The sequence below is a fragment of the Hymenobacter glacieicola genome (assembly GCF_014640315.1).
In the GTDB taxonomy this organism is placed as follows: Bacteria; Bacteroidota; Bacteroidia; order Cytophagales; family Hymenobacteraceae; genus Hymenobacter; species Hymenobacter glacieicola.
Genome location: NZ_BMGS01000004.1, coordinates 462,476 through 489,326, shown reverse-complemented (window position 1 = coordinate 489,326; position 26,851 = coordinate 462,476). Strand labels below are relative to the sequence as shown.

Here is a 26,851-nt window from a genome sequence, read left to right as displayed (position 1 = left end):
CATCCGCTTGCAACTCGTCATCGATGCGCATAACCAACGCATAGAAGCAGATGGCTAATCACCTGCTATTTTACCACCACCTTCTATTTATGTAATCAACAAGTTTACTGTCCGTGACTGAATAATTTGCTCTTTGCCCAATAGATGTATACAGTACTACGTGTCGGTATAGCCACCCACGAAACAACAATCCAATAGCCACCAGAATTAGAATTGCCACAAATGCTCGTTTAATATATTTCATTTTCACACTTCGTTGTATTACAGTTACTGGTAACCTCTCTATGGACGAAACTAAACGGGTCGTCCGCTTCGTCCATCCAACTATTGGTAAACGGATAAACAGAACTATTACCCCTATATCCGCAGCAGCAAGCTGGGGCAGGAGGGGCGGCTCAAGGTAGCAGCTTTACGGAATTTCTGGGTAAGGCCGGGCGTGGTGGCCTTATTTCCCCTACCCCGCTACCTTTGCCGCACCTTCCACTACCCCTACCCTCTATGGCTAACCCCAACGACCCGAGCCTGCATTCCTGGATTGATATTGCCCCCGACAGTGACTTTCCGATTCAGAACCTGCCCTTCGGGGTGTTTGAAACTGAGCTGCGCGGGCCGCGGCTTGGGGTAGCCATTGGCGAGTACGTGCTGGATTTGTACGCCGTGTCGCAGTTCGGTTTTTTCCAGGATCTGGAGCTGGGGCCCCGGATGCCGAAGATTTTCCGGCGGCGCAGCCTCAACCAGTTTATTGCCCTGGGCCGGCCGGTGTGGCGGGCCGTACGCCAGCGCGTTTCGGAGCTGCTGCGCCACGACAACGAGGCCCTGCGCTCCGACGAGGTGATGCGCGAGTGCCTGCTGCGCCAGAGCGAGGTGCGGATGCTGCGCCCCGTAAAGCCCCACAACTACACCGATTTTTACAGTAGCATTGAGCACGCTACCAACGTGGGCACGATGTTCCGCGACCCGGCCAACGCCCTGCTGCCCAACTGGCGCCACATTCCCATTGGCTACCATGGCCGGGCCAGCTCCATTGTGGTGAGCGGCACCGATATCCGCCGGCCCAACGGGCAGCGCAAAGCTATCGACGCCGCGGCGCCTACCTTCGGCCCCTCCCAACAGCTGGATTTTGAGCTGGAAATGGCTTTCGTAGTGGGTCGCAGCACCCACCTCGGCGACACCGTGCCGGTGCAGAACGCCGAGGACTATATCTTCGGGCTGGTGTTGTTCAACGACTGGAGCGCCCGCGACATTCAAAGCTGGGAGTACGTGCCGCTGGGGCCGTTTCTGGGTAAGAGTTTCGGTAGCAGCGTGTCGCCGTGGGTCGTGACGCTGGATGCTCTGGAGCCCTTCCGGGTGGCCGGCCCCGTGCAGGAGCCCGAGCCCCTGCTCTACCTGCGCCAGCTCGACCAGCACAACTTCGACATCAACCTGGAAGTCGCCATTCAGCCCGAGGGTGGCCCGGAAACCACCGTGTCGCGCTCCAACTTTGGCCTGATGTACTGGAGCATGGCCCAGCAGCTGGCCCACCACGCTTCCAACGGCTGCAACCTCGAAGTCGGCGACCTGTATGCCTCCGGTACCATCAGCGGCCCCACCCCCGACTCGCTCGGTTCCATGCTGGAACTTGCCTGGCGCGGCACCCGCCCCGTGCCCCTGGCCGATGGCTCGGAGCGCAAGTTTTTGCTCGATGGGGACACCGTGACCATGCGCGGGTACTGCCAGCGGGACGGCCTACGGATTGGCTTCGGGGCCGTGACGGGCACGGTGCTACCGGCTACCCAGGTGTAAGTCTGGCTACATTTAAACATCATGCGGTAAACGAATTGTCATTCCGAGCGAAGCGAGGAATCTGGGGCACATTCTAGAGGCTACCCCAGATTCCTCGCTTCGCTCGGAATGACAATTCGTTGGAAAACAAAAACGCCGACCTAGTACAGGTCGGCGTTTTTACGTGTAGCATGTCTTGCTCCCTACTTCCGGCCGCTGATGATTTCGTCGACTACGGCGGGGTCGAGCAAGGTTGTGGTGTCGCCCAGGCTGCTGGTTTCGCCTTCGGCTACTTTACGCAGGATGCGGCGCATGATTTTGCCGGAGCGGGTTTTGGGCAGGCCGGATACAATCTGAATTTTATCGGGCTTGGCAATTTTGCCGATTTCTGCCACGATGGTTTCGATGATGCTGGCCTCCACATGCACCTTGTCCGATTCCTTTTCGCAGGCTCCGGGGCGGCAGATGACGTAGGCGTAAATGCCCTGGCCTTTCACGTCGTGCGGGAAGCCGACCACGGCGCTTTCCACCACGTTAGCATTCTGGTTGATGGCGTTTTCGATTTCGGCCGTCCCGAAGCGGTGACCCGACACGTTAATCACGTCATCAACCCGCCCGATAATGCGGTAGAGCCCGTTTTCGTCGCGGCGGGCTCCGTCGCCGGTGAAGTAGTAGCCGGGATAGGGCCCGAAGTAAGTTTGCACGGCCCGCTCGTGGTCGCCGTAGGTAGTGCGGATGATGCCGGGCCAGCCGTGCTTAATGGCCAGGTAGCCTTCCTGGTCGTTGCCCTCAATTTCCTGACCTTCCTGGGTAAGCAGCACCGGCTGCACGCCCGGCAGCGGTAGGCCGGCGTGCGCGGGCTTGCTGGGCGTGATGCCCGCCAGGGCCGAAATCATCATGCCGCCGGTTTCCGTCTGCCACCAGGTATCCACCACGGGGCAGCGCTCCTTGCCCACGTGCTGGTAGTACCAGTACCAGGCTTCCTCGTTGATGGGTTCCCCTACTGAGCCCAGCACCCGCAAGGAGTCCAGCGAGTAGCTGAGCACGTTATCAAGCGGAGCGGCCATGAGGCTGCGGATGGCGGTAGGCGCGGTGTAGAAAATGCTGACCGAGTGCTTGTCAATCACCTCCCAGAAGCGGCCAGCGTCGGGATAAGTCGGGATGCCCTCGAACATGAGCGAGGTACTACCAGCCAGCAAGGGGCCATACAGCAGGTAAGAATGCCCCGTTACCCAGCCAATGTCGGCGGTGCACCAGTACACGTCGTTTTCCTCTACCTGAAATACGTTACGGAAGGTGTAATCAGCCCATATCATGTAGCCGGCGGTGCTATGTACTACCCCCTTGGGCTTGCCGGTACTGCCCGAGGTGTAGAGAATAAACAAGGGGTCTTCGGCCTCCATTTCCTCGGCGGGGCAGGTTTTGGCGACACCTTCGGCTTCCTCGTGGTACCATACGTCGCGGCCTTCCTGCATGTGCACGGGCCAGCCCAGGTGCTCCGTCACAATCACGCGGCGTACGCTCGGGCAGGTTTCCAGGGCCTCATCCACCACGCGCTTGACCGGAATCTGCTTGGCCCCGCGGTTGAGGCCATCGGCGGTGAGCACCACGCTGGCCTGGGCATCGTTCACGCGGTCGGCAATGGCAGTGGCCGAGAAGCCCGCAAAAATGACGGAGTGAATGGCTCCAATTCGGGCGCAGGCCAGCACGGCAACGGCCAGTTGCGGAATCATGGGCATGTAAATGCACACCCGGTCACCTTTCTCGACGCCGTTGTTATGCAGCACGTTGGCAAAGCGGCACACCTCCTGGTACAGTTCTCGGTAGGTCAGGCGCAGGTGGCGCGTTTTGGGGTCGTTGGGCTCGTAGATGATGGCCAGCTTGTTGCCCCGGGTGGCCAGGTGGCGGTCGAGGCAGTTCTCCGTGATGTTGAGCCGGGCGCCCTGAAACCATTCGTTGCGGCCCCCTTTCAAGTCATCGGTGTATACGGTATCCCACTTGCGGCGCCAGGTGAAGGGCTCGGCTACTTCGGCCCAGAACTGCGCGGGGTTTTCGGTGCTGAGCTGGTAGGCGGCGTGGTATTCCTCCAGGGTGCGGATGCGGGCGTGTTTGGTGGGAGAATGCGGCATAAGAATCGGAAGTTTGGAAGTGGTACGTTTCGGAAGAGGTAGCCAGGCCAGCGGCCAGTGGCAGTTTGCGGCTGGGGCTGCGCGCCTGGGCGGCTACACGGGCGCGCTGAGCAGTTCTTTTACTTTTTCCATGAGCTGGCGGGTGCTGAAGGGCTTAGGAATGTAGAGGTCAGCCCCCACCTCGTAGCCTTTCTGAATATCGGCCTCCTTGCTTTTGGCCGAGAGAAAAATGACGCGCGTGCCCGCCCGGTCCGGGCGCTGGCGCAGGTGGTGGCATACCTGGTAGCCATCTACGTCGGGCATCATCACGTCTAGCAGCACCACATCGAAGGCCGTGCGGTCAACCGCTTCCAGGGCTTCGGTGCCGTTGCGGGCAATGCTCACCTGGTAGCCGCTTTTGCGCATCAGGAATTCGAGCGACATCACAATGTTGGGCTCATCATCGACAATCAGAATGTGGGGAGTCGGCATGAGAAAGGCAAGCTAAGTTGTTCGGGAGAGGAAAAGTAAGCGGGGCAGAAGGTCTCTTTCGGGCGGCGGGTTTTCAGCTCAGCGGAGGAGGCCGTTGCGGATAGCTCAGGGGGCATTGCGGGCCGAGGCCGCCCCTACCGGCAGCTCAAACGAGAACCGGGCGCCTTGCTCCGGGGCGCTTTCCACCCAAATGCGGCCGGCATGCAGCTCTACTATCTTTTTGGTAATGGCCAGCCCCAGACCCGAGCCCTCGGGCTTGCGCATGGTTTGGTTGCGGGCCTGGAAAAACTTGTCGAAGATGAGCTGGTGAAACTCCGGGTCGATGCCCTTGCCGTTATCCTGCACTGTGATGCGCAGGGCCTGGGGCGCCGCTTCCACAACCACTGCAATGCGGCCCGAGCCATCGGGGCGGCACGATTTGATGGCGTTGCTGAGCAGGTTTACCAGCACCTGCATGAGCCGGTCCCGATCGCCGAGCAGGGGCGGCAGGCCGGGCGGTACGGCCAGGTCGAGGTGCAGGTGCTTGTCGCGCAGCAGCTGGCCTACTGCCTCCAGGGCATCGGTGATAATGTCGGCCACGTCCACGGTTTCGCGCTCCAGGGTGGCCTTGCCCGACTCGTACTTCTCCAGGTCCAGTACCAGCGTTATCAGCCGGCTCAGCCGCTCCGACTCCTTGGTGATGGTGAGCAGGAAGCGGTGACGCTCGTCCTCGTCCAGTTCGGGGTTGTCGGTCAGGATTTCTGATAGGGCCCGAATGCTGGTAAGCGGGGTGCGCAGCTCGTGGGTGACGGTGTACAGGAACTCGTCCTTGTGCTGGTCCAGCTCCTGCAGCTGGTCGTAGGCAGCCTGCAATTCGCTGGTCAGGCGCTGCAGCTGGCGCTGCTGCTTCTGGAGCTGGCGGTTGGCTTCCAGCAGCTGCTGGCTTTCCCGAAGAATCCCGACGACGTTATCGAAGCTGATGTCCTCTACCCCCACCGAGGAGCGCAGCAGCAGCCGGGCCGAGGCCGGACCAATGGAACCGGCCAGCAGCTTTTCGGCATAGGCAAGCAGGCGCGGATCGGCCTGGGGCGGGGTTACGCCCTCGGTTACGTGGGCATCCGGAAAACGCTCCTGAAAAGCGTGCAGGGCCTGGTTCGCGCGCTTCTTACCTAAAAAGCCTGTGAGCAACGCCCGCAGATCCGGAAGCGGGGCGGCGCCTTGCCAGCCGGCCGGCCCCTCGAACACGGCGCCGTAGCGAAACACATCCACGAACACGGTGGCCTGGTGCTCTTCCAGGGCCGAGGGCTGGCGCAGCAGCGACACGCCTACGTACAGGCCCAGGTTGAAAAACCAGCTCCAGAACAGCCCGTGCGACAGGTAATCGAGGCCTTCGAGCCCAAACAAGGCGAAGGGCCGCAGCCCCCGCAGCCCCAGCAGGCCGTCGGTCAGCAGGGTATCGGGCAGCAGATGCGGGCCGACCATCGTGGGTAGTACCAGGGTGAAAAACCACACCACGAAGCCAGCCAGAATGCCGGCCGTAGCGCCGGCGCGGGTGCCACCCTTCCAGTACAGGCCGCCCAGCACCACCGGCACAAACTGGGCCACGGCCGCAAAGGACACCAGGCCAATGTTCACGAGGGGCAGCAGGTGGCCTACCTGCACGTAGTAGCCATAAGCCAACAGCAGCACCAGCACCACGGCCAGGCGGCGGCTATGCAAGGCCACCTGGCCCAGGTAGGCAAACCAGCGCGGCCCCTCGGCCCGGGCCGCCGGAATGCGCACCAGCAGGGGCATGAGCAGGTGGTTGCTCATCATCACGCTCAGGGCAATGGTTTCCACGATAATCATGGACGAAGCCGCCGACAGCCCGCCCAGGTAAATCAGCAGGGCCAGCCAGGGCTGCCCCGCTTGCAAGGGCAAGGCCAGCACAAACGTATCGGCATCGAAGTGGCCGCCATCATCAAGCAGACGGCCGCCGAACGCCAGGGGCAGCACAAACAGATTGATGATGATGAGGTAGAGCGGGAACAGCCACATGGCCTTGCGCAGGTGGTCCTCATTCACGTTTTCGACCACGGCCACCTGAAACTGCCGGGGTAGCAGCAGAATGGCAGCCATGCTCAGCAGCAGCAGCGTCAGCCACTGGCCCGGGGCCGTGCCCGCCCCTTCCAGGGTAAACAGCCGGCTCAATTCCGGCACCGCGGCGGCCCGCCCGAATACGTCGGCAAACCCATTGAACAGGCCGTAGGTCACGAACAAACCTGCGGCCAAGAAGGCTACCAGCTTCACTAAGCTTTCCAGGGCTACGGCCAATACCATGCCCTCGTGGCGCTCCGTGGCCTCAATGGAGCGCACCCCAAAGATGATGGTAAAGAAAGCCAGGGCCACGGTAGTAATAAAGGCGGAGGAAAGCCCGGCACCCCCACCGGAGAGCAGGGAGGTTTCGCCTCCCCCGGTCAGAATGTCGAAGGAGGCGGCAATGGCCTTGATCTGCAGGGAAATGTAAGGCACTACTCCCAGCACGCACACCGAAGTTACGAGGGCCCCCAGCCAGGCGCTCTTGCCGTAGCGGGCGGAAATAAAATCGGCAATGGACGTCAGGCGCTGCTGCCGGCAGATGCGGATGATTTTGCGCAACACCAGCCAGGCCGCCGGGGCCATCAGGGTGGGCCCCAGGTAGATGCCGATAAACTCCAGCCCAAAATGCGCGGCCCGCCCCACGGAGCCGTAATAGGTCCAGGCCGTGCAGTACACGGCCATGCTCAGGGCGTACACGTAAGGGTTGCTCACCAGGCTCCGCCGCGCCGCCGAACGCCGTTCTGCCGCGTACGCCACCCCAAACAGCAGGGCGAGGTAGCCAAAGGAAAAGCCAATGACGAGCAGGGTGTTCACGGAGTGGTGAGGTAGTGAGATGGTGAACTAGTGAGTTTGCTGTTCTGGCGGTATGGTACGGCTGTAGTTGAACGCGGAGAAGGTAGGAGCGAACTGTTGGGCGTTGAGCTTAGGGCGTAGACTACTGGCACCGGCAGCTCATCAACTCACCAGTTGACTATTTCACCCGCACCAGCCAGCCCGTTAGCAGCACCAACAGCACCCATACCAGCAGCACGTAGAGGTAGAGCACCGGAATGCCGCCTACCCGGCCATCGTGGTCGAACACGGCCAGGAAGGGAAAGTTGAGAAGCACGGCAAACAGCACGGTCACGAAGAGCAGCTGCTGGCCCCGGCGCTGTTCCGGTCGTTCCTGGGGTAGAATGGGTGGCATGGCAAGGGCGTTGCGTAGCAGACAAATTGACCTTCAGTCTCTTAAAACAAGCACCGAAAGCAGCAGCACTGGTAGCGCAAAATCCGCCGAACCAACGGCCCGACGGATTTTGACTTACCTGGGCGGAGCAACCGCTTCAGGGTAAAGCTTTACATGTCAGGGCGCTACTAGACGGGGTTATCTTCCATCAGCTTCACGTTACGCACGTCCTTCATCAGGGCTTGCCCAATAAACCAGCAAATCAGGGCAATGCTCACCGGATAGACGAGACCGGCCAGGGTGCTGTGCTCCTTAATAAAGGGCGTGTCGGAGGCGGCGGCGCGCAGGGTGAGGGCCGTGGCAATCAGGGGCACGAAGCCGCCGAATACGCCGTTGCCAATGTGGTAGGGCAAGGAAAGGGAGGTGTAGCGCACTTTCGTAGGGAACAGCTCCACCAGGTAGGCGGCAATGGGGCCGTAGGCCATGGTCACGAAGAGCACCAAGCAGAAGGTAAGGGCCGTCATGGCCAGCAGGTTGGGCGTGAGGGCCTTCATGACGGCCGGTACGGCTTTGCCAGTGGCATCTACGGTAGCGGCAGTTACTTCCGTTAAGGGGCCAGCAAATTGCTTCAGACCGTAGAAGATGGGGAAAGTAAACAGGGCCCCGCAGAGCAAGCCCATCATGATGATTTTCTTGCGGCCGATGCGGTCCGACAGGGAGCCGAAATACACAAAGAAGGGCGTGGCCAGAATCAGGGCGCTGCACAGCACCAGGCTGGCATCGACCAGGTCCAGCTTCAGGGTATTCTGCATGAAAGAGTAGGCGTAAAACTGGCCCGTGTACCATACCACGCCCTGGCCCATGGTGGCGCCAAACAGCGAAATCAGGACCAGGCGGCGGTTTACGGGGTTCACGAAGGACTCGCGCAGGGGGTTGGTGCTGGTTTTGCCCTCCGACTTGGCTTTGGCAAACAGGGGCGACTCGTGCAGCTTGCGGCGGATGTAGTAGGAGGCAATAACCAGCAGGCCCGAGAGCAGGAACGGAATGCGCCAGCCCCACTCCTTGAACGCCTCTTCGCCCATGGTTTTGCGCGTGATGATAATCACCAGAATGCTTAGTAGCAGGCCGGCCGTAGCCGTAATCTGGATGAAGCTGGTGTAGTAGCCGCGCTTGTTGTCGGGGGAGTGTTCGGCCACGTAGGTGGTAGCCCCGCCGTACTCGCCGCCCAGGGCCAGGCCCTGCAACAGGCGCAGAATGGTGACGATAACCGGGGCCGCAATGCCGATTTTATCGTAGCTCGGAATCAGGCCCGTCACGAAGGTAGCGCCGCCCATAATTAGCAGGGTGAGCAGGAAGGTGTACTTGCGCCCGATCATGTCGCCGATACGCCCGAAGAACAAGGCCCCGAACGGCCGCACCACAAACCCCGCCCCAAACACGGCCAGCGTGCCCAGAATGGTGTCCTCAATCTTACCCGTGGAGCCAAACAGTACCGGCCCAATGATGGCGGCCAGCGAACCGAAGATGTAGAAATCGTACCACTCAATGACGGTGCCCACCGACGAGGCGGTAATCACCTGCCAGATTTTACTGGTCGAAACGGCGTTGTTGTCGTGGGTCAGCGAATCGTCGGCGGGAGACGTGCCGCCCACGGGCGCGGCACCGGCGTAGGCGTCGCGCTGCGGTAGGTTTTGGGCCATAGTGGTGGGGGGTTGTGGTGGTAAATTGGCGGTGTAAATGAATGGGCCAGCTGATGATCATCGGCTGATGGTGGCAAGGTTGGTCAGGACGCAAGGCGGCAGCAGCTAGCACCCGGCAACGGTAACCTAACGACCCGGTTACTACAAAAAGACCTGGGTTTGCAGCGTGATTTCGGGGCGGTACCTCACCCCATTTACCTGCACGCCCCCGCCGGCTGCCGGCGCCTGATTAGTGAAATCGGGGCGGGCGCGGTAGTTGAGTGTAAACTTGGCGTTGTGGCTATCGATGTAGAAGTTGGCCCCACCGTCGAAGATGTTCACGTTCTGGATGCTGCCGTCCGCTTTGCGCAGGCCTTCGTAGCCAGCCAGCAGGTAGGAAGCATAGGGCTGCACCCGCAACTTGGGTCCCAGCACGTTGCGGGGTAGCAAATAGCCTGCCTCCACGAAGCCCACGTTGCCCGTGCCGGAGTGGGGCACGGCGTTGCCGCGCAGGGCGCTGGCCCCGTAGCCGGGGTTAGCCGCCCCAATGTAGCGCACGTGGTTGGGCCCCATATTGTAGTTGTAGTACACGGCGTAGGTAGTGAAGGCTGTGCCAGCCTCCTTGTTAACGGGCGTATCAAAAAACACGTCGGCCGAGAACAGGGCAATGTCGTGCTTGCGGGTTGCAATGGTGTTAAGCGAAGCCAGGCCCGCGGTAGTAGCGGCATCAATGGCCGCCGCGTTCAGCACGCTGCCCGTGGAGCGCGAGTACATGCCGTCCTGGTTGTACAGAAAGCCGGCCCCAATGTTAAACACGCGCTTGGTGCCTAGGTATGTACCCACGTTAAAGGGCAGCAAGTTGGCTTCCTGCTCCAGAAACTCGTAGCTGGCGTAGCCTTGATACACGTGATTAGTACCCTGCGGATTGTACTGCGCCACGTTGTTGCCGGTATTAAGGCGGTTGGCACCCGTTCCCGTCTGCACGCCCAGGCCTAATGGCGTACTAAAGGCGCCGGTCTGGTTGGTAAGCAAGCTTTCATTTACGCTGAGCACGTAGTCGAGCTTGCCCACGCGGCCCTTGCCGTAAACCCCAATGCCACGCACAAACTGGTCAATAGCTTCAATAGTGGGCCAGTTGGTTAGGGGCGCATCCAGGGTCAGGTAGTTAAGGGTGCTGGAGCGGGTCATGCGCGAGAGACCATTCTGGTAGTGCATGCCCGCGCCCAGGCTCAGGTATTTGTTTACCTTATACTCTACCACGGCCTCGTGCACAAACAACTGAGGCTTCTTGCTATCCTGGGTAGGGTTTACGCCCCCACTCACGGCCGTCTGGTTATTGATGCCGATATGGGTGTAGATGAGAAAGCGCGGATTGAGCTGGGAGAGAACAATCAGGCGGGAACGGCGCAACGAAAAGTCCAGCTGATCATCCTGGGGCTTGCCGGGGGCGCGCAGCGTGCCGGTGTTGTTTTTGGTGTAGCGCGTCCAGACTTGGTGCCAGGTAATGAATCGGAGGTATTTGGAGCCATCGGGCGAGAGATTCACCTTCATGCCGGCCCCATAAGGCACTGATTCCGCCGGGGCAGTGGGCGGGGCCACTGGGGCCGCCGGCGAAGTTGACGGGGCCGGCTGGCCAGGCGCAGTAGGGGGCGCGGGGGGAGGAGCAGGCTGGGTGGGCTGACCCGGGGGCGGGGGTGTTACCTGGGCCGTAGCACCGGCGGCTGATGCCAGCAGCGCGCTCACAGCCAACGCGTAGCGAGTAGTTCGCATAGGGTTTGGTGGGGTTGAGGGTTGGGATGGGTCGGGGCAGGCAGCCAGCCGCCAAGCGCTGCCGGACTGGTAGCCCCAAGTAGGAGAATCCCAACGCAGAAGTCACGTAGTTGTTATACTTCTGCTAAGCGCTATAGCTCTACCCCTGCCGAAACCGTTCCCAGCGGATCATCATGTACTTATCCCCCAGCTCAGTCACGATAAGCCCGGCCTCTTTTAAGTTCTCCGGCTTCTGAAAAAATTCGGCCAGCTCCTTCTGATTCAGAATCTTGTAGGTTGGGTGGTAGTCGGTTTGGCGCGGGGCTTTCATGCCGTATTTCTTTACCCAGTTCATTACCGAAACGTGGCTTACGCCCAGCAGCCGCTCAATTTCCCGGTAGCTTACGCCTTCCACATACAGCTGTAAGGCTTTGATGACGTAGTAGGAGTTGATTTCCTTACCGGCCTTGGCAACGGAAAAATGGTAGCCGCAGTTTTTGCACTTGTACCGCTGCCGGCCACCCACAATCCCGCTTTTGGTAGCGTCCGTCGATTCACACTTAGGGCAATGCAGCTGAGACATACGAGAGTAAGTAAGGAGTTACTATACGGAACCTATAGCTATTTAGTAAACATATACTATTTTAGCAAACTATTATTTATTTGGTTACCGGCGCTAGCTGCAGGAAGCTGCCTGAAGCCTAATTTGTTACTTACTATGCTAGCCTCGTCCTTCGGAGAAGTATTTAGCGGATGAGAGGCAGCAACCTGGTAGCACAAATTGGTTGGATGTGGGTAGGCCAGCTAGCCGGACTACTCACCCGTAAAATCTAAGTCGTAGAGCACATTCAGCCGAAATCCGTGGTTGCTTTCGAAAACCGGCCGGCCCGATAGGGGCTCAGGTGTAGCGTGCTGGCTGATTTGAAAGAGGTAGTTCAACTCTAGCTTGGCTTTGTCGGTGAATTGATAGCCCAGTCCGCCGGATAAACGGTTCTGATTGAACACGTTGTTGCCCACGTTGCGGCCGAAGCCGATGAACAGCTCATCGAAAGCATTCAGGTACCACTCGCCATCCTCCACAGTAGGGCCCTGCAGCGGAAACTGTCCCGAAAGCTGGTAGCGAATCCGGTTCTGATAGGCCCAGTCCTGCACCGGCCCCTGCCCTGCCCTGGCGCGGGTACCCAGCCAGCGCTGCTCCAGCCGCAGGCGATGCGTGAGCGTGAGCCAGCCCAGCGGGTTTTCCAGCGAGATGTCCTGGTAGAGCCGGTGCTCGGGTTCGGGCCGCGCGGGCACGGTCGGGTAGTCGCCGTAGCGGTGGGTTTGGAAATAAGTGTAGCCGCCCGAAATCGTAGCGTGGGTTGCGAGCGTGCGTACCAGCCCCAGGCGGGCCAACTGCTGCTGCGGGGCCCGCAGCCAGTTTACTCGTCGCCATTGGTATTCAGTGTGCACGGCCCACTTTTCGGTCAGCTGATGGTCGCCGGAGTACACCAGCCACCCCAGCGTATTCCGGTCCGTGAGGCGGGGGCTTTGGCCGTGGCCGGGGGCCGCCAGCGTGCAGAAACCGAGCAGCAGGAAAACGTTTTTTATCATCAGGGCTGCCCTATACAGCAAGGCACGTACCAAGGAGTACGCCTCCAGCCCGGCGGGGTTCGGGGCGGCGGGCTGCTTACGGGTGCAGCAGCGTCATGAGTACGGCATCCACGGCCAGGCCCAGGCGGCGCATATCCAGGCGGCTTAGCGTGTCGGTGGGTTCGTGGTAGCTCTTGTTGCGGTAGAAAGCCGTATCCGTGAGCAGCACGGCCGCGTAGCCAAAGTGCCAGTAATTCAGGTGATCCGAAAAGTCGATGCCCGGTAGCCAGGCCGGGGCGTTAAAGCGCTTTACTGGCAACGTGGCAGTAGCCTTGTAGCGGCGCGCAAACCGGCGTCCAAACCGACCGTTTCCGAATTTTTGGGCTACCGTTACGTAGTTCCCGCGGCTACCATACACCCACTTTAGCGGCCCCAACGGGTACTGTTGGCTGCCCGGCTGGTCGTTGTAATAGCCCAGCATTTCCAGGGCCACCATGCCGCGCACCGGCACGCCGGCCGCGTGCAAGGACTGGGCGTGCACGTAGCTACCCATCTGTTTGGTGCGAAAAAAGGGCGGTTCCTCCAGCGTGTAGGCAACCAGTTCAATGGGATACGGTAACTGAGGCTGCTGCCGGAGCAGACGGGCCAGTTCCAGCAGGGCGGCCACCCCGGTACCATTATCGTCGGCTCCGGGCTGCTCCCCGCATACATCATAGTGGGCCCCAACCACTACGCGCGGCCCCTGGGCCGGGCCGAAGTGACCAATAATGTTGCGGTAGCGGCGCCCCTGCACCTGATACTCTTGTTCACTGGTGCGGGCGCCGGCCGCCGCCAGTTCCCGCCGGATGTAGTCGGCGGCTTGGTTTAGGCTGGCTTCGTGGAGGTAGTTGCGCGGCTCGGGCGTGGTAGTAAGGGCCACCAGGTGCTGGCGCAGGCGGGCCGTGTCGGCAGTGGTTTGCCCATTGGTGCGCAAGGCTCCCAGTACCAGGAGTAGTAAAATTAAAGGCAGCCGCCGCATAGTAAATTAACCAAGGTGTGAGCGGTAGATGCGCAGCCCCTACTTTTGGTTGCCCAAACGGCCTTTCGCCGCCGCATTGTCTTCTCCCGCTCCACCTAGCTTATGCCCGCTCCTACCCCATTCCGCAGCATCGTCCCATCTGACCTGAAAGCCCCCGACTGGCACGCTTTCATGGTGGGCGCCGTGGCCCCGCGCCCGGTGGCCTTTGTCAGCACCATGGATGCCGAGGGCAACGTCAACCTGAGCCCCTTCAGCTTCTTTAACTGCTTCGGGTCTAACCCACCCATTCTGGTGTTTTCGCCCGCCAACCGGGTGCGCGACAACTCGCAGAAGCACACCCTGGAAAACGTGCGGGAGGTAGCCGAATGCGTGATTCACATCTGCGACCACGCCATGGTGGAGCAGATGTCGCTGGCCAGCACCGAGTACGAAAAAGGCGTTAATGAATTTGTGAAGGCCGGTTTTACGGAGGTAGCCAGCCGGCAGGTGCGCCCGCCGCGGGTGCAGGAGGCCCCCGCCGCCTTCGAGTGCGTGGTGGAACAAGTTGTGGAGCTGGGCTCCAACAACGGCGCGGGCAACCTGGTTATCTGCCGGGTGGTGCTGGCCCACTTCCGCGAGGATACCATCCTACCCTCCGGCATCGGCATCGACCCCGCGAAGCTGGACGCCATTGCCCGCCTGGGCGGCGACTGGTACTGCCGGGCCTCGGGCAGCAGCCTCTTTGAAGTGCCCAAACCCAACCGCAACCTCGGTATCGGTATTGACCAATTGCCGGAGCACATCCGCACCTCCGAGGTGCTGACGGGCAACAACCTGGGCCGGCTGGCCAACATCGAGCAGCACGCCCTGCCTACTCCCGAGCAGGTGCGGGCCTACCAGCAGGAGCCGCTGGTAGCCTATACGCTGAACAGGTTTCGTAACGACCCGGCCCAGCAGCGCCAGGAGCTGATGCTGCTGGGTAAGCAGTTGCTGGAGGAAGGACGCTTGCTGGACGCCTGGCAGGTGTTACTGCTGGCCGCGCCGCCCGCAGCCGACCAATAAATAAACCACGCTGCCCGCCCGGGCTGTACTTTTTATTCGCCCTGCTGCGTATAACCAAACAGCAGGGCGGAACAGGTATTTTTAGCTATATGTTACCAACCGCATTTCGGCAGTATCACGTCTATTTTTTATTTGCTACCTGGCTATTACTTCAGCTTTATTTATATAGTTACTACGGAGTAAAAATCGTTTTTGATAGCCACCGCTATATTCGGCACGCTACGGAGATGGCGGTGCATCACCACCTGGTCTGGGACCGAAATGTATTATACAGTGGGTACACGGCAGTACTAGCTTTTTTCCTGAAATTTCAGCTGCCTTTCAAAGCCGTTGTGGCGTTTCAGAGCCTGCTTTCCGGCCTGGCCGCCAGCTGCCTGTATGCCCTAACCCAGCGTGTTTCCGGCCGCTGGCAGGCCGCTTTTCTGGCAACCCTGGCCTACGTTGCCTGGCCCGATTTGCAGGCCTGGAACTTCTACATTCACACCGACGCACTCTTTTGCAGCATTCTGGTGATTTATACCTACCTGCTGCTCAAGGCACACAGAATGCGGCAACTGCTGCTGGCAATGCCACTACTTGGGTGGCTGCTTTTTCTGCGGCCTAATGGTATTGTGATTGGGGTAGCAACCTTTTTTTACGTGCTTTTCCTACTGAAGGAACACAGCCAAATTATCTTCCGCCGGGTGGTAGTGGTAGCATCCGTGTTATTTATTTTGATTGTTGGATTTAGCTTTAACAGGATATTACATAATATTTTTTCTCTGATAGCCATCTACCAGGGAGGCTCTTTATTCGGTGGTCACCCCTTCATGGCGGTTACGTCCAGCACTCCGTTGTATATTCCAGCTCCTACCAGCCCGCTTTGGCAGCAACTGGTACTGTTCATAGGGCATAACCCAATTTATTTTACCAAGCTGTTTGTATTAAAATTCATTGTATTCTTCGCCCAGATTAAGCCCTATTATTCCTCACTTCATAGTATTGCCATTGCGTTATTTATTTACCCAGCCTATATACTAGCGGTCCGAGGTTACAGAAAACCCACGCTAACCCAGCCGCAACGCCTGTTTTTTGTGGTGTTAGTCGGCCTGCAGGCTACCATTGCCGCCGCCACTCTACCCGATTGGGACAACCGCTTTATTGTGCCATTGCTGCCCAGCATTTTCCTATTGGCCGCTGTCGGCTTTCCGGCTGGGCAGCGCGAGAGGTAGCTTCCCCGATGCTTTCTGAGGAAAGGCATCAAGCCAACGGGCACACCATTTCGTAGAGGGCCAGTTCCGTTCGCGGCCAGCCACAGGCGTCCATGAACTCGGTGCCGGGCCCTTCCGGCACCAGGCAGGGCATTACCAGCGGCTGATCAGTGAACCGGGCTGCCAGGGCACGCACCAGGCGGGTGCCCCACCCCTGCCGCCGCGCCGCGCGGGCTACCAGGAGCATTTGCACCGTTTATCGTCCGGCATCAGGCCGCACCAGGGCGTAGGCATGGTGGTGCAACCGAAAAGCCTGGGTGGGCTTCGTGGCGCTGAGCAGGGTTTCGCCGCTGCTCAGCCAAGGCTGGGGTTCCTCTGTTTCGCGGAGCACCGCCCGGGCCAGCTCCAGCGGGTCGATTTCGGTTAGGACTTCCGCCGTGCCGGCTGCTACCCCTGCTTCCCGCCGGAACCCCAGCAGCTGCCGGACGCGCCGGAAGCCCAGCCGCTCGTAGAGGCGAATGGCCGGCTCGTTAACCGTAAATACTTCCAGCAGCATGGTGTGGTCGCCGCGCTGGCGCGCTTCTTCCAGGGCCGAGCCCAGCATCGTGCGGCCCAGGCCCTGCCCCCGAAATTCCGGTACCAGCCCCATGGCCGCTACCCGGCTCTGCCAGCCCCGGCGAGCGATGAACACTACCCCCACCAATTCCTCGCCCCGAAACCACAGCCGACTGGCCGCCGGATCGAGGTGCTCGCCGCGGAAACGGCGCTCAAACGAAGCTGCATCAAAAAGCATTGGCACGAAGTAGCCCTGAAACGAGCGGGTCATGGCCGCCGCCACGTGCGCGGAAGGAAAGTCGAGAACAGGCCGGGCGGTGAGGGCAGAAGCCGGAGGCAAGGTCATAGGAGTGCGGTTACCAGATGTGCCTCTACAGACGCGCCCACCCCAAAGGGCGTTGCCCTACGTTGCTCTTCCGCCGGTGCTTTTTTGCTCCTGGCGGCGGCACATTTCCTCATAAAAAAGGCCTGTGCTTGCGCACAGGCCTACCTCGGCACGAAATCCGAGAAATTCAATGTATTCGTTTAAATCCGTGCGGTTAGTTGCGCACGGCAATCATCAGGGCCAGCTCTTTGTAGCGCATGTTGAATTTGCGGGCAATGCTGGCGTTGGTCAGGGAGCCTTTGTACACGTACACCCCGGAGCGGAAATGCTCGTTCGTGAACAGCACCTCATTGATGCCCCCGTGCTGGCTAATTTCCTGCAAAATGGGGGTAAAAATGTTGCTCAGGGCGTTGGTGGCGGTGCGTGGCACCCGGGAGGCAATGTTGGGCACGCAGTAATGAATTACGTCGTACTTGCGGAAGACGGGCTTGCTGTGGCTGGTCATCTCGCTGGTTTCAAAGCAGCCGCCCTGGTCTATACTCACGTCGATAATCACGGAGCCCGGCGCCATCTGCGACACCACGTCTTCCGATACCATGAACGGAATCCGGCCTTCCTCGGCGTTCAGGGCCCCAATCACCACGTCGGCGCGACGAATTTGCTGGTTTAGGGCGAAGGTGTCGAGGGTGCTGGTGTACAGCTGCGGGGTGCACAGGTTCATTTTAAGCCGGCGCAGCTTGTAGAGGTGGTTGTCGAACACTTTTACCTCGGCTCCCAGCCCGGTAGCGGCCCGGGCAGCATACTCGGCTACCGTGCCAGCTCCCAAAATAACTACTTGGGAAGGAGGCACGCCCGTGATACCGCCCAGAATAACGCCCTTGCCTTCGTTGGAGCGGGCCAAATATTCGGCCGCAATGAGCATGACCGTGGAGCCCGCAATTTCCGACATGGCCCGCACCACGGGCCGCGCTCCGGAGGGGTCCTTGATCAGTTCGAAGCTGATGGCGTTGATTTTCTTTTTGGTTAGGGCCGTGATGTACTCGCCGGTGAGGGTCCCAAACTGCAGGGCCGAAATCAGGGTTTGCCCGGCCCGCATGTACTCAATCTCGTCGTAGGTAGGCGGGGCTACTTTCAGGATGATATCGGCCTCAAACACTTCCTTTTGCGAGTAGGCAATGGTAGCGCCTGCCTCGGAGTAGTCGTGGTCGGAGTGCTTGCTGGGCTCCCCGGCGCCGCTTTCCAGCAGGATTTCGTGGCCGGCTTCCACCAGGTGCTTCACAGCCTCGGGCGTCAGGCAAATTCGGTTTTCCTGCAGCGAGGTTTCCCGCGGCAGCCCGATAAACAGCTTCCGTTTCCGCGTTTCCACGGCCAGCATGGATTCTTGGGTGAAGTAGGCGCGGCTGGTAGCCAGCGACTCGAATCCGGGGGGTACTGCTTCGGGCATCGTTTGTAAATGAAGAATTAAAAATTAAAAATTAAGAATTGGGGTAGGCAGTAGCTTCTGTGGCAGTAAAGGGCCAGCGCCTGTTAATTTTTACTTCTCAACTTTTAATTCCCTGGATGAAGGTCCGGTGACGGTAAGCGTGATAACCAGCCGCTGGGGCGGCAACAGTGCCTCCACGCGGCTCGGCCACTCGATTAGGCAAAGATAACCAGAATCGAAGTACTCAAGGGCCCCAATGCCTTCTGCTTCCCGCACATCGTTGAGTCGGTAGAAATCGAAATGGTAGATGGGCTGGTCCTGCGCGTCCCGATACTCGTTGACGAGGGAGAACGTAGGGCTGCTGATGTCGTCCTGCACGCCCAGGCTCTGGCATAAAGCCTTGATAAAGGTGGTTTTGCCGGCCCCCATTTCGCCCTCAAAACACAGGATGGAGTGCCCGTGCATGGCGGCGCGCACCTGAGCGGCGGCCTGGGGTAGCGCGTCGAGCGAGGAAATTTCGATGGTTTCGCTGGTCATCAGATAAGGCAGGACAAGGGAGGCGGTTAACTTGAGCCCGCAAATTTGGTTATTCTGCCGCAATGCCCGCCCAACTGCTGTCTTCTCCTGACCCACCCACTGTCTCCACGCCTTTCATGCTGCTGTGGATGCTGACGGTTCTGCTGATTTTTGAGTTCGGCATCTTCGGCTTATACCAAGATGCCCAATTGCGCAAATACGGTATGGCCCGCCGGGCCCTGGTAGTGCGTAACCGCCAGGAGCGAAGCGTTCATATCCTGACGCTGCGCTACCGCTACGGTCCCGACACCCTGCAGATCGAACACACTGAGAATCACCGCCGCCAGGTCCAGGAGCTGCGCCCCGGCGACTCCGTAACCGTCTGGTTCTGGCCCGATGCTCCGCGCCGGGTGGAGGTAACAACGCCCTGAGTGAGCAGGTTTTCATAGAGTTTACCGGCTAGCAGGGGGCCGGACCGGCGGGGGCTTCTATATTTGGCCGACCTAAACCAAGACCTGACCATGCAAGTTTCCCGAATGGCCGGTAGCCTGATCGGCTCCGAAATCATCAAAATCGGCAACGAAGTCAACGATATGATTCGCAAGGGGGAGCAGATCTGCAACCTCACCATCGGCGACTTTGACCCGAGCATTTTCCCGATTCCGGCCGAGCTGCAGGACAAAATTACCCGCGCCTACCAGAGCGGGCACACCAACTACCCCCCCGCCAACGGCATGGCGGCCCTGCGTGAGGCGGCCGCTACCTTCACCGAAACCCGCCTGGGGCTGGCCTACTCCCCCACTGATTTTCTGGTGGCCGGCGGCTCCCGGCCGCTTATTTACGCCACCTACCTGGCCCTGGTAGACCCCGGCGACAAAGTGGTGTTTCCGGTACCCAGCTGGAACAACAACCACTACTGCCACCTTTCCTCGGCCCAGGCTGTAATGGTGGAAACCCGCCCCGAAAACAACTTCATGCCCACGGCCGAAGAGCTGGCGCCCCACCTGGCAGGCGCTACCCTGCTGGCCCTGTGTTCCCCCCTCAACCCCACGGGCACCGTATTCAGCAAGCCAGACCTAGAGGCCATCTGTGACCTGGTGCTAGCCGAAAACCAGCGCCGCCAGCCCGGCGAAAAGCCGCTTTACTTGCTTTATGACCAGATTTACTGGCTGCTTACATTCGGCGCGACTGAACACTACGACCCCGTGAACCTGCGCCCGGCCCTGCGCGAGTACACCATCTATATTGATGGCATCTCGAAGTGCCTGGCCGCTACCGGCGTGCGGGTAGGGTACGCCTTCGGGCCAGCCGAGGTAATTGACAAAATGAAGTCTATTCTGGGCCACGTGGGCGCCTGGGCACCCAAGGCCGAGCAGGTAGCTACCGCCAATTACCTGCCCGAAACTACCGCCGTGGATGCGTTCCTGGAACAGTTCAAGGAAAAAGTGCAGCGCAGCCTCGACGCCCTGCACCAGGGCCTGCAGGCCCTGAAGGCCGACGGCCTGCCCGTAGATTCCATGGTTCCAATGGGCGCCATCTACCTCACGGCCAAACTGGACGTGCTAGGCAAAATCGCCCCCAACGGGCAGGTTCTCAGCACCACGAAAGAGCTGACCTCCTACCTAATCAGCGAGGCGCGGCTGGCCCTGGTACCGTTTAGTGCCTTCGGGACGGATGGTGCGGCGCCCTGGTTCCGCATGTCGGTGGGGGGTGCCTCCCTGGAGTCTATTGAGGCGGCCCTACCCCGCCTGCGGACGGCGCTGCAGGCACTGCGCTAGGGCTGCCGGCTGGGGCTACTACCAGCTTTTGAGCAAACATACCCGCAACGGGCTCCACCATACTGCTGTGGGGCCCGTTGCCATTGTGGGCGCCTGCTCAGTATGCTCGTTGTTTTGCGCGGAGTATGCGGGGTTCTTGCTATCTTCCGGCATCCGATTCCTAACCAACTGGTTGAGAAACGGATATCCTGCTCTTATACCGCCGCTCTTTGCTTTTTGTGCGCGGGTCGGCCTCTTCTACCCCTATTGCACTTTCCGCTTTACTCAACCACCGGATCGTGTACTTATGCGCTTTTGTTTACCCCGCCTCACTGGAGGGTCTGTTGCCTTAGTAGGAGCCGTTGTACTTCTGCCGTTTTCTAGCCGTGCCCAAGTGCACCCGGCCCCCGTAGTCGGCTCGGTGCGCACTACCACCGGGGCCGCCGTGGAATACGCTACCATCACCCTGCATCGGGCCGCTGACTCAGCGGTTGTCAAAACCGAATTCACCGACGCGGCCGGGCAGTTTCTCCTGACCCCGGCCGCCGGGGGCCGCTACCTGGTGTCAGCCGCCCAGCTGGGGTACGGCCGCATGTGGCTGGGTCCGCTGGAAGTGACGGCCGCCCCCCAGCCCACTCCCCTGGCCTTTGTTCTGACGGCTGGGGCCGCTACCCAGCTTAAGGGCGTAACCGTTACGGGCCAGCGGCCAACCTTTGAGCGGCTTGCTGACCGCACCATTGTAAACGTGGAAGGCAGCACGCTTAGCGCCGGCAATACCGTGCTGGATGTGCTGGGCCGCGCCCCGGGCGTATCCCTGGATGCCAACGATAACCTGGCTTTGCGCGGCAAGCAGGGTCTGCTGGTGCTCATTGATGGCAAGCGCCAGCCCATGACCGGGGCCGATCTGGCCAACCTGCTCCGCTCCCTGCCCGCCGAGCAAGTGAGTACGGTAGAGCTGATTACCAACCCGCCGGCCAAGTACGATGCTCAGGGCGGGGCCGGCATCATTGCCATTAACCTGAAGAAAGACCAGCGCCTGGGCACCAACGGCAGCCTGAACGCCGCCTACGGCCGCGGCCGCTACGGTAAGTTTACCTCGGGCCTGAGCCTGAACTACCGGCAGAAGAAGCTCAACCTCTACGCCTCCTACGCCTACGCCAACCGGCAGAGCTTTCAGGAACTCGATTTCAGCCGAACCTACAGGCAGGACGGCGGCACGACGGGCCTGACAACCGTGCAGCGCAACACGCCCCGCGGCCACCTGCAGTCGCACACCTGGCGGGCCGGCGCCGATTACTCGCTCAGCCAGCAGACTACCTTGGGCGCCGTGCTCAGCGGCCTGGGCAGCCAAACGCCCTCCAAAGGCCTGAACGAAGCTGCTTTCTTCGGGGCCCAGGGCCAGCTGCTGGGCCGCTCCGTCTCCCTTAACCGGCGCAACCTGCTGACTCCAAACGTTGCCGGCAACCTGACCCTGCGCCACCTCTTCCCGAAGGACTCCCTGGGTACGCCCGAGCTGACGGCCGATGCCGACGTAGCCCGCTACGGCATTACCCGCACCCTGGACCTGGCTACTACCTACCAGGCGCCCCTCACGGCCACGCCCAGTTCGCTGCTCGGCGACCAGGATGGTACGCTCACTATTTGGGGAGCCAAAACTGACTACATCCGGCCCATGCGGCACCGCTTGCGGCTGGAAGCAGGTTTTAAAGTAAGCCAGGTTTATTCTGATAATGATGTACTGTTCGTGCGCACCCGCGACGGGGTCAGCCAGGTTGATCGGGGCCTTACCAACCGGTTTCGGTACTCCGAGAACATCAACGCCGCCTACCTCAGCCTGACCCGCACCCGCCCGGAGCTCACGGTTACGGCCGGCCTGCGCGGGGAGCAAACCAACGCCACCGGCCGCCAGGACGTGGGCCAAACCTCATTTTCCCGCCACTACTTCCAGCTTTTCCCTAACCTGACCCTGCGCCGGCCCCTGTCGGATAAGCACGAGCTGGCCTTTGCCCTCAGCCGCCGCCTCGACCGGCCCACCTACAACCAGCTGAATCCGTTCCGCTCCTACGTGGATGCTACCTCCTACCGCACCGGCAACCCGGCCCTGTGGCCCGCTACCAGCGTGCAGGCCGAGCTCACCCACACGTTCCGCCACAAGATCAGCACGGCCCTGAGCTACACCCGCACCAACCGCCCCGTCGTGAACGTGTACCTCCTCGACGCCGACCAGCTGGTGGCCTCCACCGACGTTAATCTGCGCACCCAGGAGTACTACGGCCTGACCCTGACGGCCCCGCTGGAGCCGGCCAAGTGGTGGAAACTCTACGCCAGCGCCGAGCTATTTTATATTCAATTCCAGGGCCTGGTGGATGGTGCGGCGCCGCCCGTCGGCCGGCCGGGTGCCATTGTCAGCCTTAACAACAGCCTGACGCTGGGCCACGGCTGGAGCGCTGACCTCAACGGGAGCTACAACTCCCCCGAGCGGTTTGCTTACCAGGATATTCGCTCGTTTGGGCAGGTAGGCGCTGGGGTGCAGAAGCAGGTGGGCAAGGCCCTGATTAAGCTAAACGCCACCGATATTTTCTACACCGCTCCGCTGCGCGTTACTTCCCGCTACCGGGTGCTGGAGGAAACGTACCGCTCCGCCCAGGACTCGCGGGTGGTCACCGCTTCCCTGACCTACCGCTTCGGCAACGACAAGGTGGCCGCCGCCCGCCGCCGCGCCACCGGCGCGGAAGAGGAAAAACGCCGCGCCGCCACTGGTCAGTAACCGGCTGCGCGGGTTGCCCGCTAGGCCTGGCTTTCGATCTTGAAAGCCAGGCCTTTTGTTGCAGAAAGCTACCTACCTAGCAAACTCGCAAGTTTTTTGCGCTCTTCACGCAACCTGTATGATGTATCATACATCTATATGATACATCATACAACCACCTATGCTTTCCAGCGTCATCTTTTATTCCTTGGACAAGGCCATCCGGCAGTACCGCCGCATGGCCCAGGCCAACATCGACCGGGCGGGGGTCACTATCAGCATTGACCAGTGGCTGGTGCTGCGGGTGATTCAGGAAACTGACGACCTTACCCAAACCGACATTGCCGAACGAGTTTTTAAAGATCAAGCCTCGGTGGCTCGCATGATTCGGCTGTTGCTGGAGCGGGGCCTACTGCTGGCCGAACCCTTGCCCCACGATGGCCGCCGCACCCAACTTCGGGTGTCGGCGGAGGGGCAACGAACCCTGGACGCGGTGGAGCCTGTGGTGCTCAGCAACCGCGCGGTGGCCCTGGACGGGCTGAGCGAAAATGACCTCAATACGCTACGCTATTTACTGGAGCGCATTGCCAGGAACTGCGGCGCCCCTACCCCCGCTACCTAGGCAACACCAGCCCAGGGAAACCAACTAAAATCTGGCATTTGGAATATTTTATTTTTCAAATACGAAATCATTCGTATGTTTACTACGAAACTATTCGTAGTAGCTGAACGCGGGACGGCCGCCTTGCTGTTTAGCTTGCCCTGTGGGGCTGCTTGCTTGATTTTCCTCTCCTTATTTCACCCTCGTTTTCTCATGAAAACTATGCATCCCGGGCAGCCGCGTGGATTCGTCTTGCTGCTCCTTATATCAGCGCTACCCCTGATGCGGGCGGTAGGCCAGGGCGTTAGTGGGCAGGTCCGGACTGGCGCCGGGGCCGCCGTGGAATACGCTACCGTCGTCTTGCACCGGGCGGCTGATACGGCGGTGGTTAAAACCGAGTTCAGCGACGAGAAAGGCGGGTTCCGCTTTGAGGTGGCCGGGGCGGGGCGCTACCTGGTGTCGGCTTCGCAGGTTGGGTTTGGGCGGGCCTGGGCCGGGCCGCTGGAGGTTACTACCGGTGCGCCTACTCCTACTCTGACCCTAACCCTGCAACCCAACAAGGCCACGGCCCTGAAGGAAGTTACTATCACGGGCCAGCGACCCACCTTTGAGCGGGAAGCCGACCGCACCATTGTCAATGTGGAGGGCAGTACACTGGCGGCCGGCAACACCTCCCTGGACGTGCTGCGCCGCTCCCCCGGCGTGACGGTGGACGGCAACGATAACCTCGCGCTGCGGGGCAAACAAGGCCTGCTGGTGCTCATTGACGGCAAGCGCCAGCCCATGACGGGCACGGAGCTGGCCGACTACCTGCGCGCCCTGCCCGCCGAGCAGCTTAAAAGCATCGAGCTGATTACCAACCCGCCGGCCAAGTACGATGCCCAGGGCGGCGCCGGGATTATTGCCATTAACCTGAAGAAGGACCAGCGCCTGGGCACCAATGGCACCCTAAACCTGAGCTACGGCCGCAGCCAGTATAATAAGTACGTATCAGGGCTGAGCCTGAACCACCGCCGCCAGCACCTGAACCTGTTTGGCTCCTATAACTACTCCGACCGCTCGGGCATTGGCAAGCTGAGCATTCACCGCGACTTTTACCGGGTTGACCCCACCGGCCAGCTTCCGCGCCAGCTTATTCAAACCACCGACCAGGAAAACCGGGCTCCCAGCCAGTCCCGCTCCCACACCTGGAAGGCCGGGCTCGACTACACCCTCTCGAAGCGGACAACCCTGGGCGGAGTGGTCAGTGGCTTGCAGAACCGCAACGAGCAGAACGGGCGCAACCAAACGGCTGTTAACAACCTGGAGCGCACCTTGCAGCAGCAATATGCTTCCACCAATGACCGGCAGGGCCGCTACGCCAACGTGGCCGGCAACCTCAACTTCCGCCACACCTTTCCTGATTCGCTGGGCACTCACGAGCTGACTGCCGATGCCGACTACGCCCGCTACCGCACGACCCGCGACCAACGCCTGCTCACGCGCTTCAACGGGGCCGAGCAGGTAGGCGAAACCATCATCGGCGACCAGCGCGGCTTGCTCACGATTCAGTCGGCGAAAGTGGACTACGTGCAGCCCCTGACCCGGCAGCTGCGGCTAGAAGCCGGGGCCAAGGCCAGCCTGGTTTCCGCCGACAATGACGTGGCGTTCTTTACCAACGGGGAGCTGGACCGGAACCGCTCTAACCGCTTCCGCTACGATGAGAACATCAACGCCGGCTATTTTAACCTGAACTACAGCCTGCCCAAACTCACCGTGCAGGGCGGCCTACGCGCGGAGCAAACCAACGCCGTAGGCAAGCAAGAAGTAGTGCAGGTGGGCCGCACGCCCAACTTCGACCGCCACTACTTCCAGCTGTTTCCGAGTGCGGCCCTGAAACGGACCTTCTCAGATAAGCACGAAGCCAGCCTCTCCCTGAGTCGGCGCATTGATAGGCCGTCGTACAACCAGCTGAATCCCTTCCGCATCATCATCGACAAGACGACCTCCGGGGCCGGCAACCCCGACCTGCGCCCCCAAACCAGCTACAATTTCGAGCTGGCCCACACCTACCGCCAGAAGTACAGCCTGGGCCTGAGCTACAGCCTCACCAGCAATCCGCTAATTGGGGTGGTGCAGCCGGAATCAGATAGCACGGTGGTGTCAACGACCCAAAACCTGACCCGCCAGCATTACTACGCCCTCACCTTTACGGCCCCGGTGGAGGTAGCCAAGTGGTGGAATATCTACAATAACGCCGTGCTGTACTACAGCCGTTTCGAGGGCAACCTGGCCGGCACCAACCTCGACCGGGGCCGCAGCTCGTTTTCGCTGAGCTCCAACCACACCTTTACGTTTGGCAAGGGCTGGAGCGCCGAGCTGAACGGCTCGTATCAGTCGAGGGAAATTTACGGGTTTATTCTGGCCCGGCCCTACGGGGAGGTGGCGGCCGGCATTCAGAAAAGCGTGTGGAACCGCAAGGGCAACCTGAAGCTGAGCGTGGCCGACATCTTCTTTACCCAGCCGCAGCGGGCCGTTTCCTCCTACGACAACTACGTGGAGCGCTTTTACCAGCGCCAGGACTCGCGGCTGGCTACGCTGGCCTTCACCTACCGCTTCGGTAACGACAAGCTGGCGCCCACCAAGCGCCGGGGGGGCGGAGCGGAGGACGAGAAACGCCGGGCCGGCGGGCAATAGCTTATATACAACTACTCTCCCTACTACCCTATCTGTACGTGTTTACTTTAAGATGAGCGCCCACCGCCGGGCTCCTGTACCGGAGCCCGGCGGTGGGCGCTGACAATTTAGAGGTGCTGCGCAGAAGGCAGGCTACAACAAGCCAACCTGGGCTTGTTCAGCGGCGGCGCTTATTCATTGTATAGCCAACATCGGGCGGGTCTTCTCTGCCAACGGCAGCTATTAGGGGTCGGGGTGTTCCCGAGCTGGAGGGCTTTTCATCGCAGCGAGTAAGCAGCGTTGTTACAACATCTGAGTACGAAGCACATGCATTATTATAAATAAACATATAATTATTTAAACTTTATAAATTTAAATAGCGATGTAAATAGCTAGTATAAAGCACGATACGGCATAAAACTCCTAGTCAAGCTCAGCAGAAG

At 60.3% G+C, this 26,851-nt stretch carries 21 protein-coding genes; 8 read left to right on the top strand and 13 right to left on the bottom strand.

Features of this window, described 5'->3' with window-relative positions; all coding sequences use genetic code 11:
- Positions 1-498: 498 nt before the first annotated feature.
- Positions 499-1,782, top strand: coding sequence for a fumarylacetoacetase (gene fahA, locus IEW18_RS10025; RefSeq protein WP_188557699.1), 1,284 nt, complete (start codon positions 499-501; stop codon positions 1,780-1,782).
- Positions 1,783-1,964: 182 nt separating this feature from the next.
- Here fahA and acs read toward each other — a convergent pair whose 3' ends face one another.
- The 9 genes from acs to IEW18_RS09980 form a co-directional block, all read right to left on the bottom strand.
- Positions 1,965-3,890 carry an acetate--CoA ligase gene (gene acs, locus IEW18_RS10020; RefSeq protein WP_188557698.1) on the bottom strand — a complete coding sequence of 642 codons (1,926 nt, stop codon included), beginning with the start codon at positions 3,888-3,890 and terminating at the stop codon, positions 1,965-1,967.
- A 93-nt stretch (positions 3,891-3,983) separates the two neighbouring features.
- A complete protein-coding gene (locus IEW18_RS10015) occupies positions 3,984-4,361 on the bottom strand; it encodes a response regulator transcription factor (protein ID WP_188557697.1) in 378 nt (125 codons plus the stop codon).
- A 105-nt stretch (positions 4,362-4,466) separates the two neighbouring features.
- A complete protein-coding gene (locus IEW18_RS10010; protein ID WP_188557696.1) occupies positions 4,467-7,232 on the bottom strand; it encodes a sensor histidine kinase in 2,766 nt (921 codons plus the stop codon).
- A 157-nt stretch (positions 7,233-7,389) separates the two neighbouring features.
- Positions 7,390-7,605, bottom strand: coding sequence for a hypothetical protein (locus IEW18_RS10005; RefSeq protein ID WP_188557695.1), 216 nt, complete (start codon positions 7,603-7,605; stop codon positions 7,390-7,392).
- A gap of 167 nt (positions 7,606-7,772) precedes the next feature.
- On the bottom strand, positions 7,773-9,284 hold the full coding sequence (locus tag IEW18_RS10000; protein ID WP_188557694.1) for an MFS transporter: 1,512 nt from the start codon (positions 9,282-9,284) through the stop codon (positions 7,773-7,775).
- 141 nt (positions 9,285-9,425) lie between these two features.
- Positions 9,426-11,033: a hypothetical protein gene (locus IEW18_RS09995; protein WP_229728681.1), complete on the bottom strand. Its 1,608-nt coding sequence runs from the start codon at positions 11,031-11,033 to the stop codon at positions 9,426-9,428.
- Positions 11,034-11,172: 139 nt separating this feature from the next.
- Positions 11,173-11,595, bottom strand: a complete 423-nt coding sequence (locus IEW18_RS09990) for an IS1/IS1595 family N-terminal zinc-binding domain-containing protein (protein WP_188557693.1) — start codon at positions 11,593-11,595, stop codon at positions 11,173-11,175.
- Between the two features lie 230 nt (positions 11,596-11,825).
- Positions 11,826-12,602 (bottom strand): DUF2490 domain-containing protein, encoded by a 777-nt coding sequence (locus IEW18_RS09985; protein WP_188557692.1) that lies wholly within the window; start codon positions 12,600-12,602, stop codon positions 11,826-11,828.
- Between the two features lie 76 nt (positions 12,603-12,678).
- Positions 12,679-13,599 carry a M28 family peptidase gene (locus IEW18_RS09980; RefSeq protein ID WP_188557691.1) on the bottom strand — a complete coding sequence of 307 codons (921 nt, stop codon included), beginning with the start codon at positions 13,597-13,599 and terminating at the stop codon, positions 12,679-12,681.
- Between the two features lie 102 nt (positions 13,600-13,701).
- Here IEW18_RS09980 and IEW18_RS09975 point away from each other — a divergent pair, with 102 nt between their 5' ends.
- Together IEW18_RS09975 and IEW18_RS09970 are read left to right on the top strand one after the other, a co-directional pair.
- Positions 13,702-14,640 (top strand): flavin reductase family protein, encoded by a 939-nt coding sequence (locus tag IEW18_RS09975; protein ID WP_188557690.1) that lies wholly within the window; start codon positions 13,702-13,704, stop codon positions 14,638-14,640.
- A gap of 89 nt (positions 14,641-14,729) precedes the next feature.
- Entirely contained in the window at positions 14,730-15,851 is a 1,122-nt protein-coding gene (locus tag IEW18_RS09970) for a glycosyltransferase family 39 protein (RefSeq protein WP_188557689.1), read from the top strand.
- Positions 15,852-15,879: 28 nt separating this feature from the next.
- Here the strand turns inward: IEW18_RS09970 and IEW18_RS09965 are convergent, their stop codons facing one another.
- The 4 genes from IEW18_RS09965 to tsaE form a co-directional block, all read right to left on the bottom strand.
- Complete coding sequence (locus tag IEW18_RS09965; RefSeq protein WP_229728680.1) at positions 15,880-16,083, bottom strand: hypothetical protein; 204 nt, start codon at positions 16,081-16,083, stop codon at positions 15,880-15,882.
- Positions 16,084-16,086: 3 nt separating this feature from the next.
- Positions 16,087-16,731 (bottom strand): GNAT family N-acetyltransferase, encoded by a 645-nt coding sequence (locus IEW18_RS09960; protein ID WP_188557687.1) that lies wholly within the window; start codon positions 16,729-16,731, stop codon positions 16,087-16,089.
- Positions 16,732-16,924: 193 nt separating this feature from the next.
- Complete coding sequence (locus IEW18_RS09955; RefSeq protein ID WP_188557686.1) at positions 16,925-18,154, bottom strand: alanine dehydrogenase; 1,230 nt, start codon at positions 18,152-18,154, stop codon at positions 16,925-16,927.
- A 90-nt stretch (positions 18,155-18,244) separates the two neighbouring features.
- A complete protein-coding gene (gene tsaE, locus IEW18_RS09950; RefSeq protein ID WP_188557685.1) occupies positions 18,245-18,670 on the bottom strand; it encodes a tRNA (adenosine(37)-N6)-threonylcarbamoyltransferase complex ATPase subunit type 1 TsaE in 426 nt (141 codons plus the stop codon).
- A gap of 62 nt (positions 18,671-18,732) precedes the next feature.
- Here tsaE and IEW18_RS09945 point away from each other — a divergent pair, with 62 nt between their 5' ends.
- From IEW18_RS09945 to IEW18_RS09925, 5 genes are all read left to right on the top strand, one after another.
- On the top strand, positions 18,733-19,080 hold the full coding sequence (locus IEW18_RS09945) for a DUF3592 domain-containing protein (protein ID WP_188557684.1): 348 nt from the start codon (positions 18,733-18,735) through the stop codon (positions 19,078-19,080).
- Positions 19,081-19,170: 90 nt separating this feature from the next.
- Positions 19,171-20,427, top strand: a complete 1,257-nt coding sequence (locus IEW18_RS09940) for a pyridoxal phosphate-dependent aminotransferase (RefSeq protein WP_188557683.1) — start codon at positions 19,171-19,173, stop codon at positions 20,425-20,427.
- 373 nt (positions 20,428-20,800) lie between these two features.
- A complete protein-coding gene (locus IEW18_RS09935) occupies positions 20,801-23,173 on the top strand; it encodes an outer membrane beta-barrel protein (protein ID WP_188557682.1) in 2,373 nt (790 codons plus the stop codon).
- A 160-nt stretch (positions 23,174-23,333) separates the two neighbouring features.
- A complete protein-coding gene (locus IEW18_RS09930) occupies positions 23,334-23,774 on the top strand; it encodes a MarR family winged helix-turn-helix transcriptional regulator (RefSeq protein ID WP_188557681.1) in 441 nt (146 codons plus the stop codon).
- A gap of 192 nt (positions 23,775-23,966) precedes the next feature.
- A complete protein-coding gene (locus IEW18_RS09925; protein ID WP_188557680.1) occupies positions 23,967-26,429 on the top strand; it encodes a TonB-dependent receptor domain-containing protein in 2,463 nt (820 codons plus the stop codon).
- The last annotated feature ends 422 nt before the right edge of the window (positions 26,430-26,851 follow it).

What these genes read in the sequence shown, in the direction of transcription:
- fahA (WP_188557699.1), top strand. Translation starts at nt 499, where the DNA reads ATGGCTAACCCCAACGACCCGAGCCTGCATTCCTGGATTGATATTGCC.
- acs (WP_188557698.1), bottom strand. Translation starts at nt 3,890, where the DNA reads ATGCCGCATTCTCCCACCAAACACGCCCGCATCCGCACCCTGGAGGAA.
- IEW18_RS10015 (WP_188557697.1), bottom strand. Translation starts at nt 4,361, where the DNA reads ATGCCGACTCCCCACATTCTGATTGTCGATGATGAGCCCAACATTGTG.
- IEW18_RS10005 (WP_188557695.1), bottom strand. Translation starts at nt 7,605, where the DNA reads ATGCCACCCATTCTACCCCAGGAACGACCGGAACAGCGCCGGGGCCAG.
- IEW18_RS10000 (WP_188557694.1), bottom strand. Translation starts at nt 9,284, where the DNA reads ATGGCCCAAAACCTACCGCAGCGCGACGCCTACGCCGGTGCCGCGCCC.
- IEW18_RS09995 (WP_229728681.1), bottom strand. Translation starts at nt 11,033, where the DNA reads ATGCGAACTACTCGCTACGCGTTGGCTGTGAGCGCGCTGCTGGCATCA.
- IEW18_RS09990 (WP_188557693.1), bottom strand. Translation starts at nt 11,595, where the DNA reads ATGTCTCAGCTGCATTGCCCTAAGTGTGAATCGACGGACGCTACCAAA.
- IEW18_RS09985 (WP_188557692.1), bottom strand. Translation starts at nt 12,602, where the DNA reads ATGATAAAAAACGTTTTCCTGCTGCTCGGTTTCTGCACGCTGGCGGCC.
- IEW18_RS09980 (WP_188557691.1), bottom strand. Translation starts at nt 13,599, where the DNA reads ATGCGGCGGCTGCCTTTAATTTTACTACTCCTGGTACTGGGAGCCTTG.
- IEW18_RS09975 (WP_188557690.1), top strand. Translation starts at nt 13,702, where the DNA reads ATGCCCGCTCCTACCCCATTCCGCAGCATCGTCCCATCTGACCTGAAA.
- IEW18_RS09970 (WP_188557689.1), top strand. Translation starts at nt 14,730, where the DNA reads ATGTTACCAACCGCATTTCGGCAGTATCACGTCTATTTTTTATTTGCT.
- IEW18_RS09960 (WP_188557687.1), bottom strand. Translation starts at nt 16,731, where the DNA reads ATGACCTTGCCTCCGGCTTCTGCCCTCACCGCCCGGCCTGTTCTCGAC.
- IEW18_RS09955 (WP_188557686.1), bottom strand. Translation starts at nt 18,154, where the DNA reads ATGCCCGAAGCAGTACCCCCCGGATTCGAGTCGCTGGCTACCAGCCGC.
- tsaE (WP_188557685.1), bottom strand. Translation starts at nt 18,670, where the DNA reads ATGACCAGCGAAACCATCGAAATTTCCTCGCTCGACGCGCTACCCCAG.
- IEW18_RS09945 (WP_188557684.1), top strand. Translation starts at nt 18,733, where the DNA reads ATGCCCGCCCAACTGCTGTCTTCTCCTGACCCACCCACTGTCTCCACG.
- IEW18_RS09940 (WP_188557683.1), top strand. Translation starts at nt 19,171, where the DNA reads ATGCAAGTTTCCCGAATGGCCGGTAGCCTGATCGGCTCCGAAATCATC.
- IEW18_RS09930 (WP_188557681.1), top strand. Translation starts at nt 23,334, where the DNA reads ATGCTTTCCAGCGTCATCTTTTATTCCTTGGACAAGGCCATCCGGCAG.
- IEW18_RS09925 (WP_188557680.1), top strand. Translation starts at nt 23,967, where the DNA reads ATGAAAACTATGCATCCCGGGCAGCCGCGTGGATTCGTCTTGCTGCTC.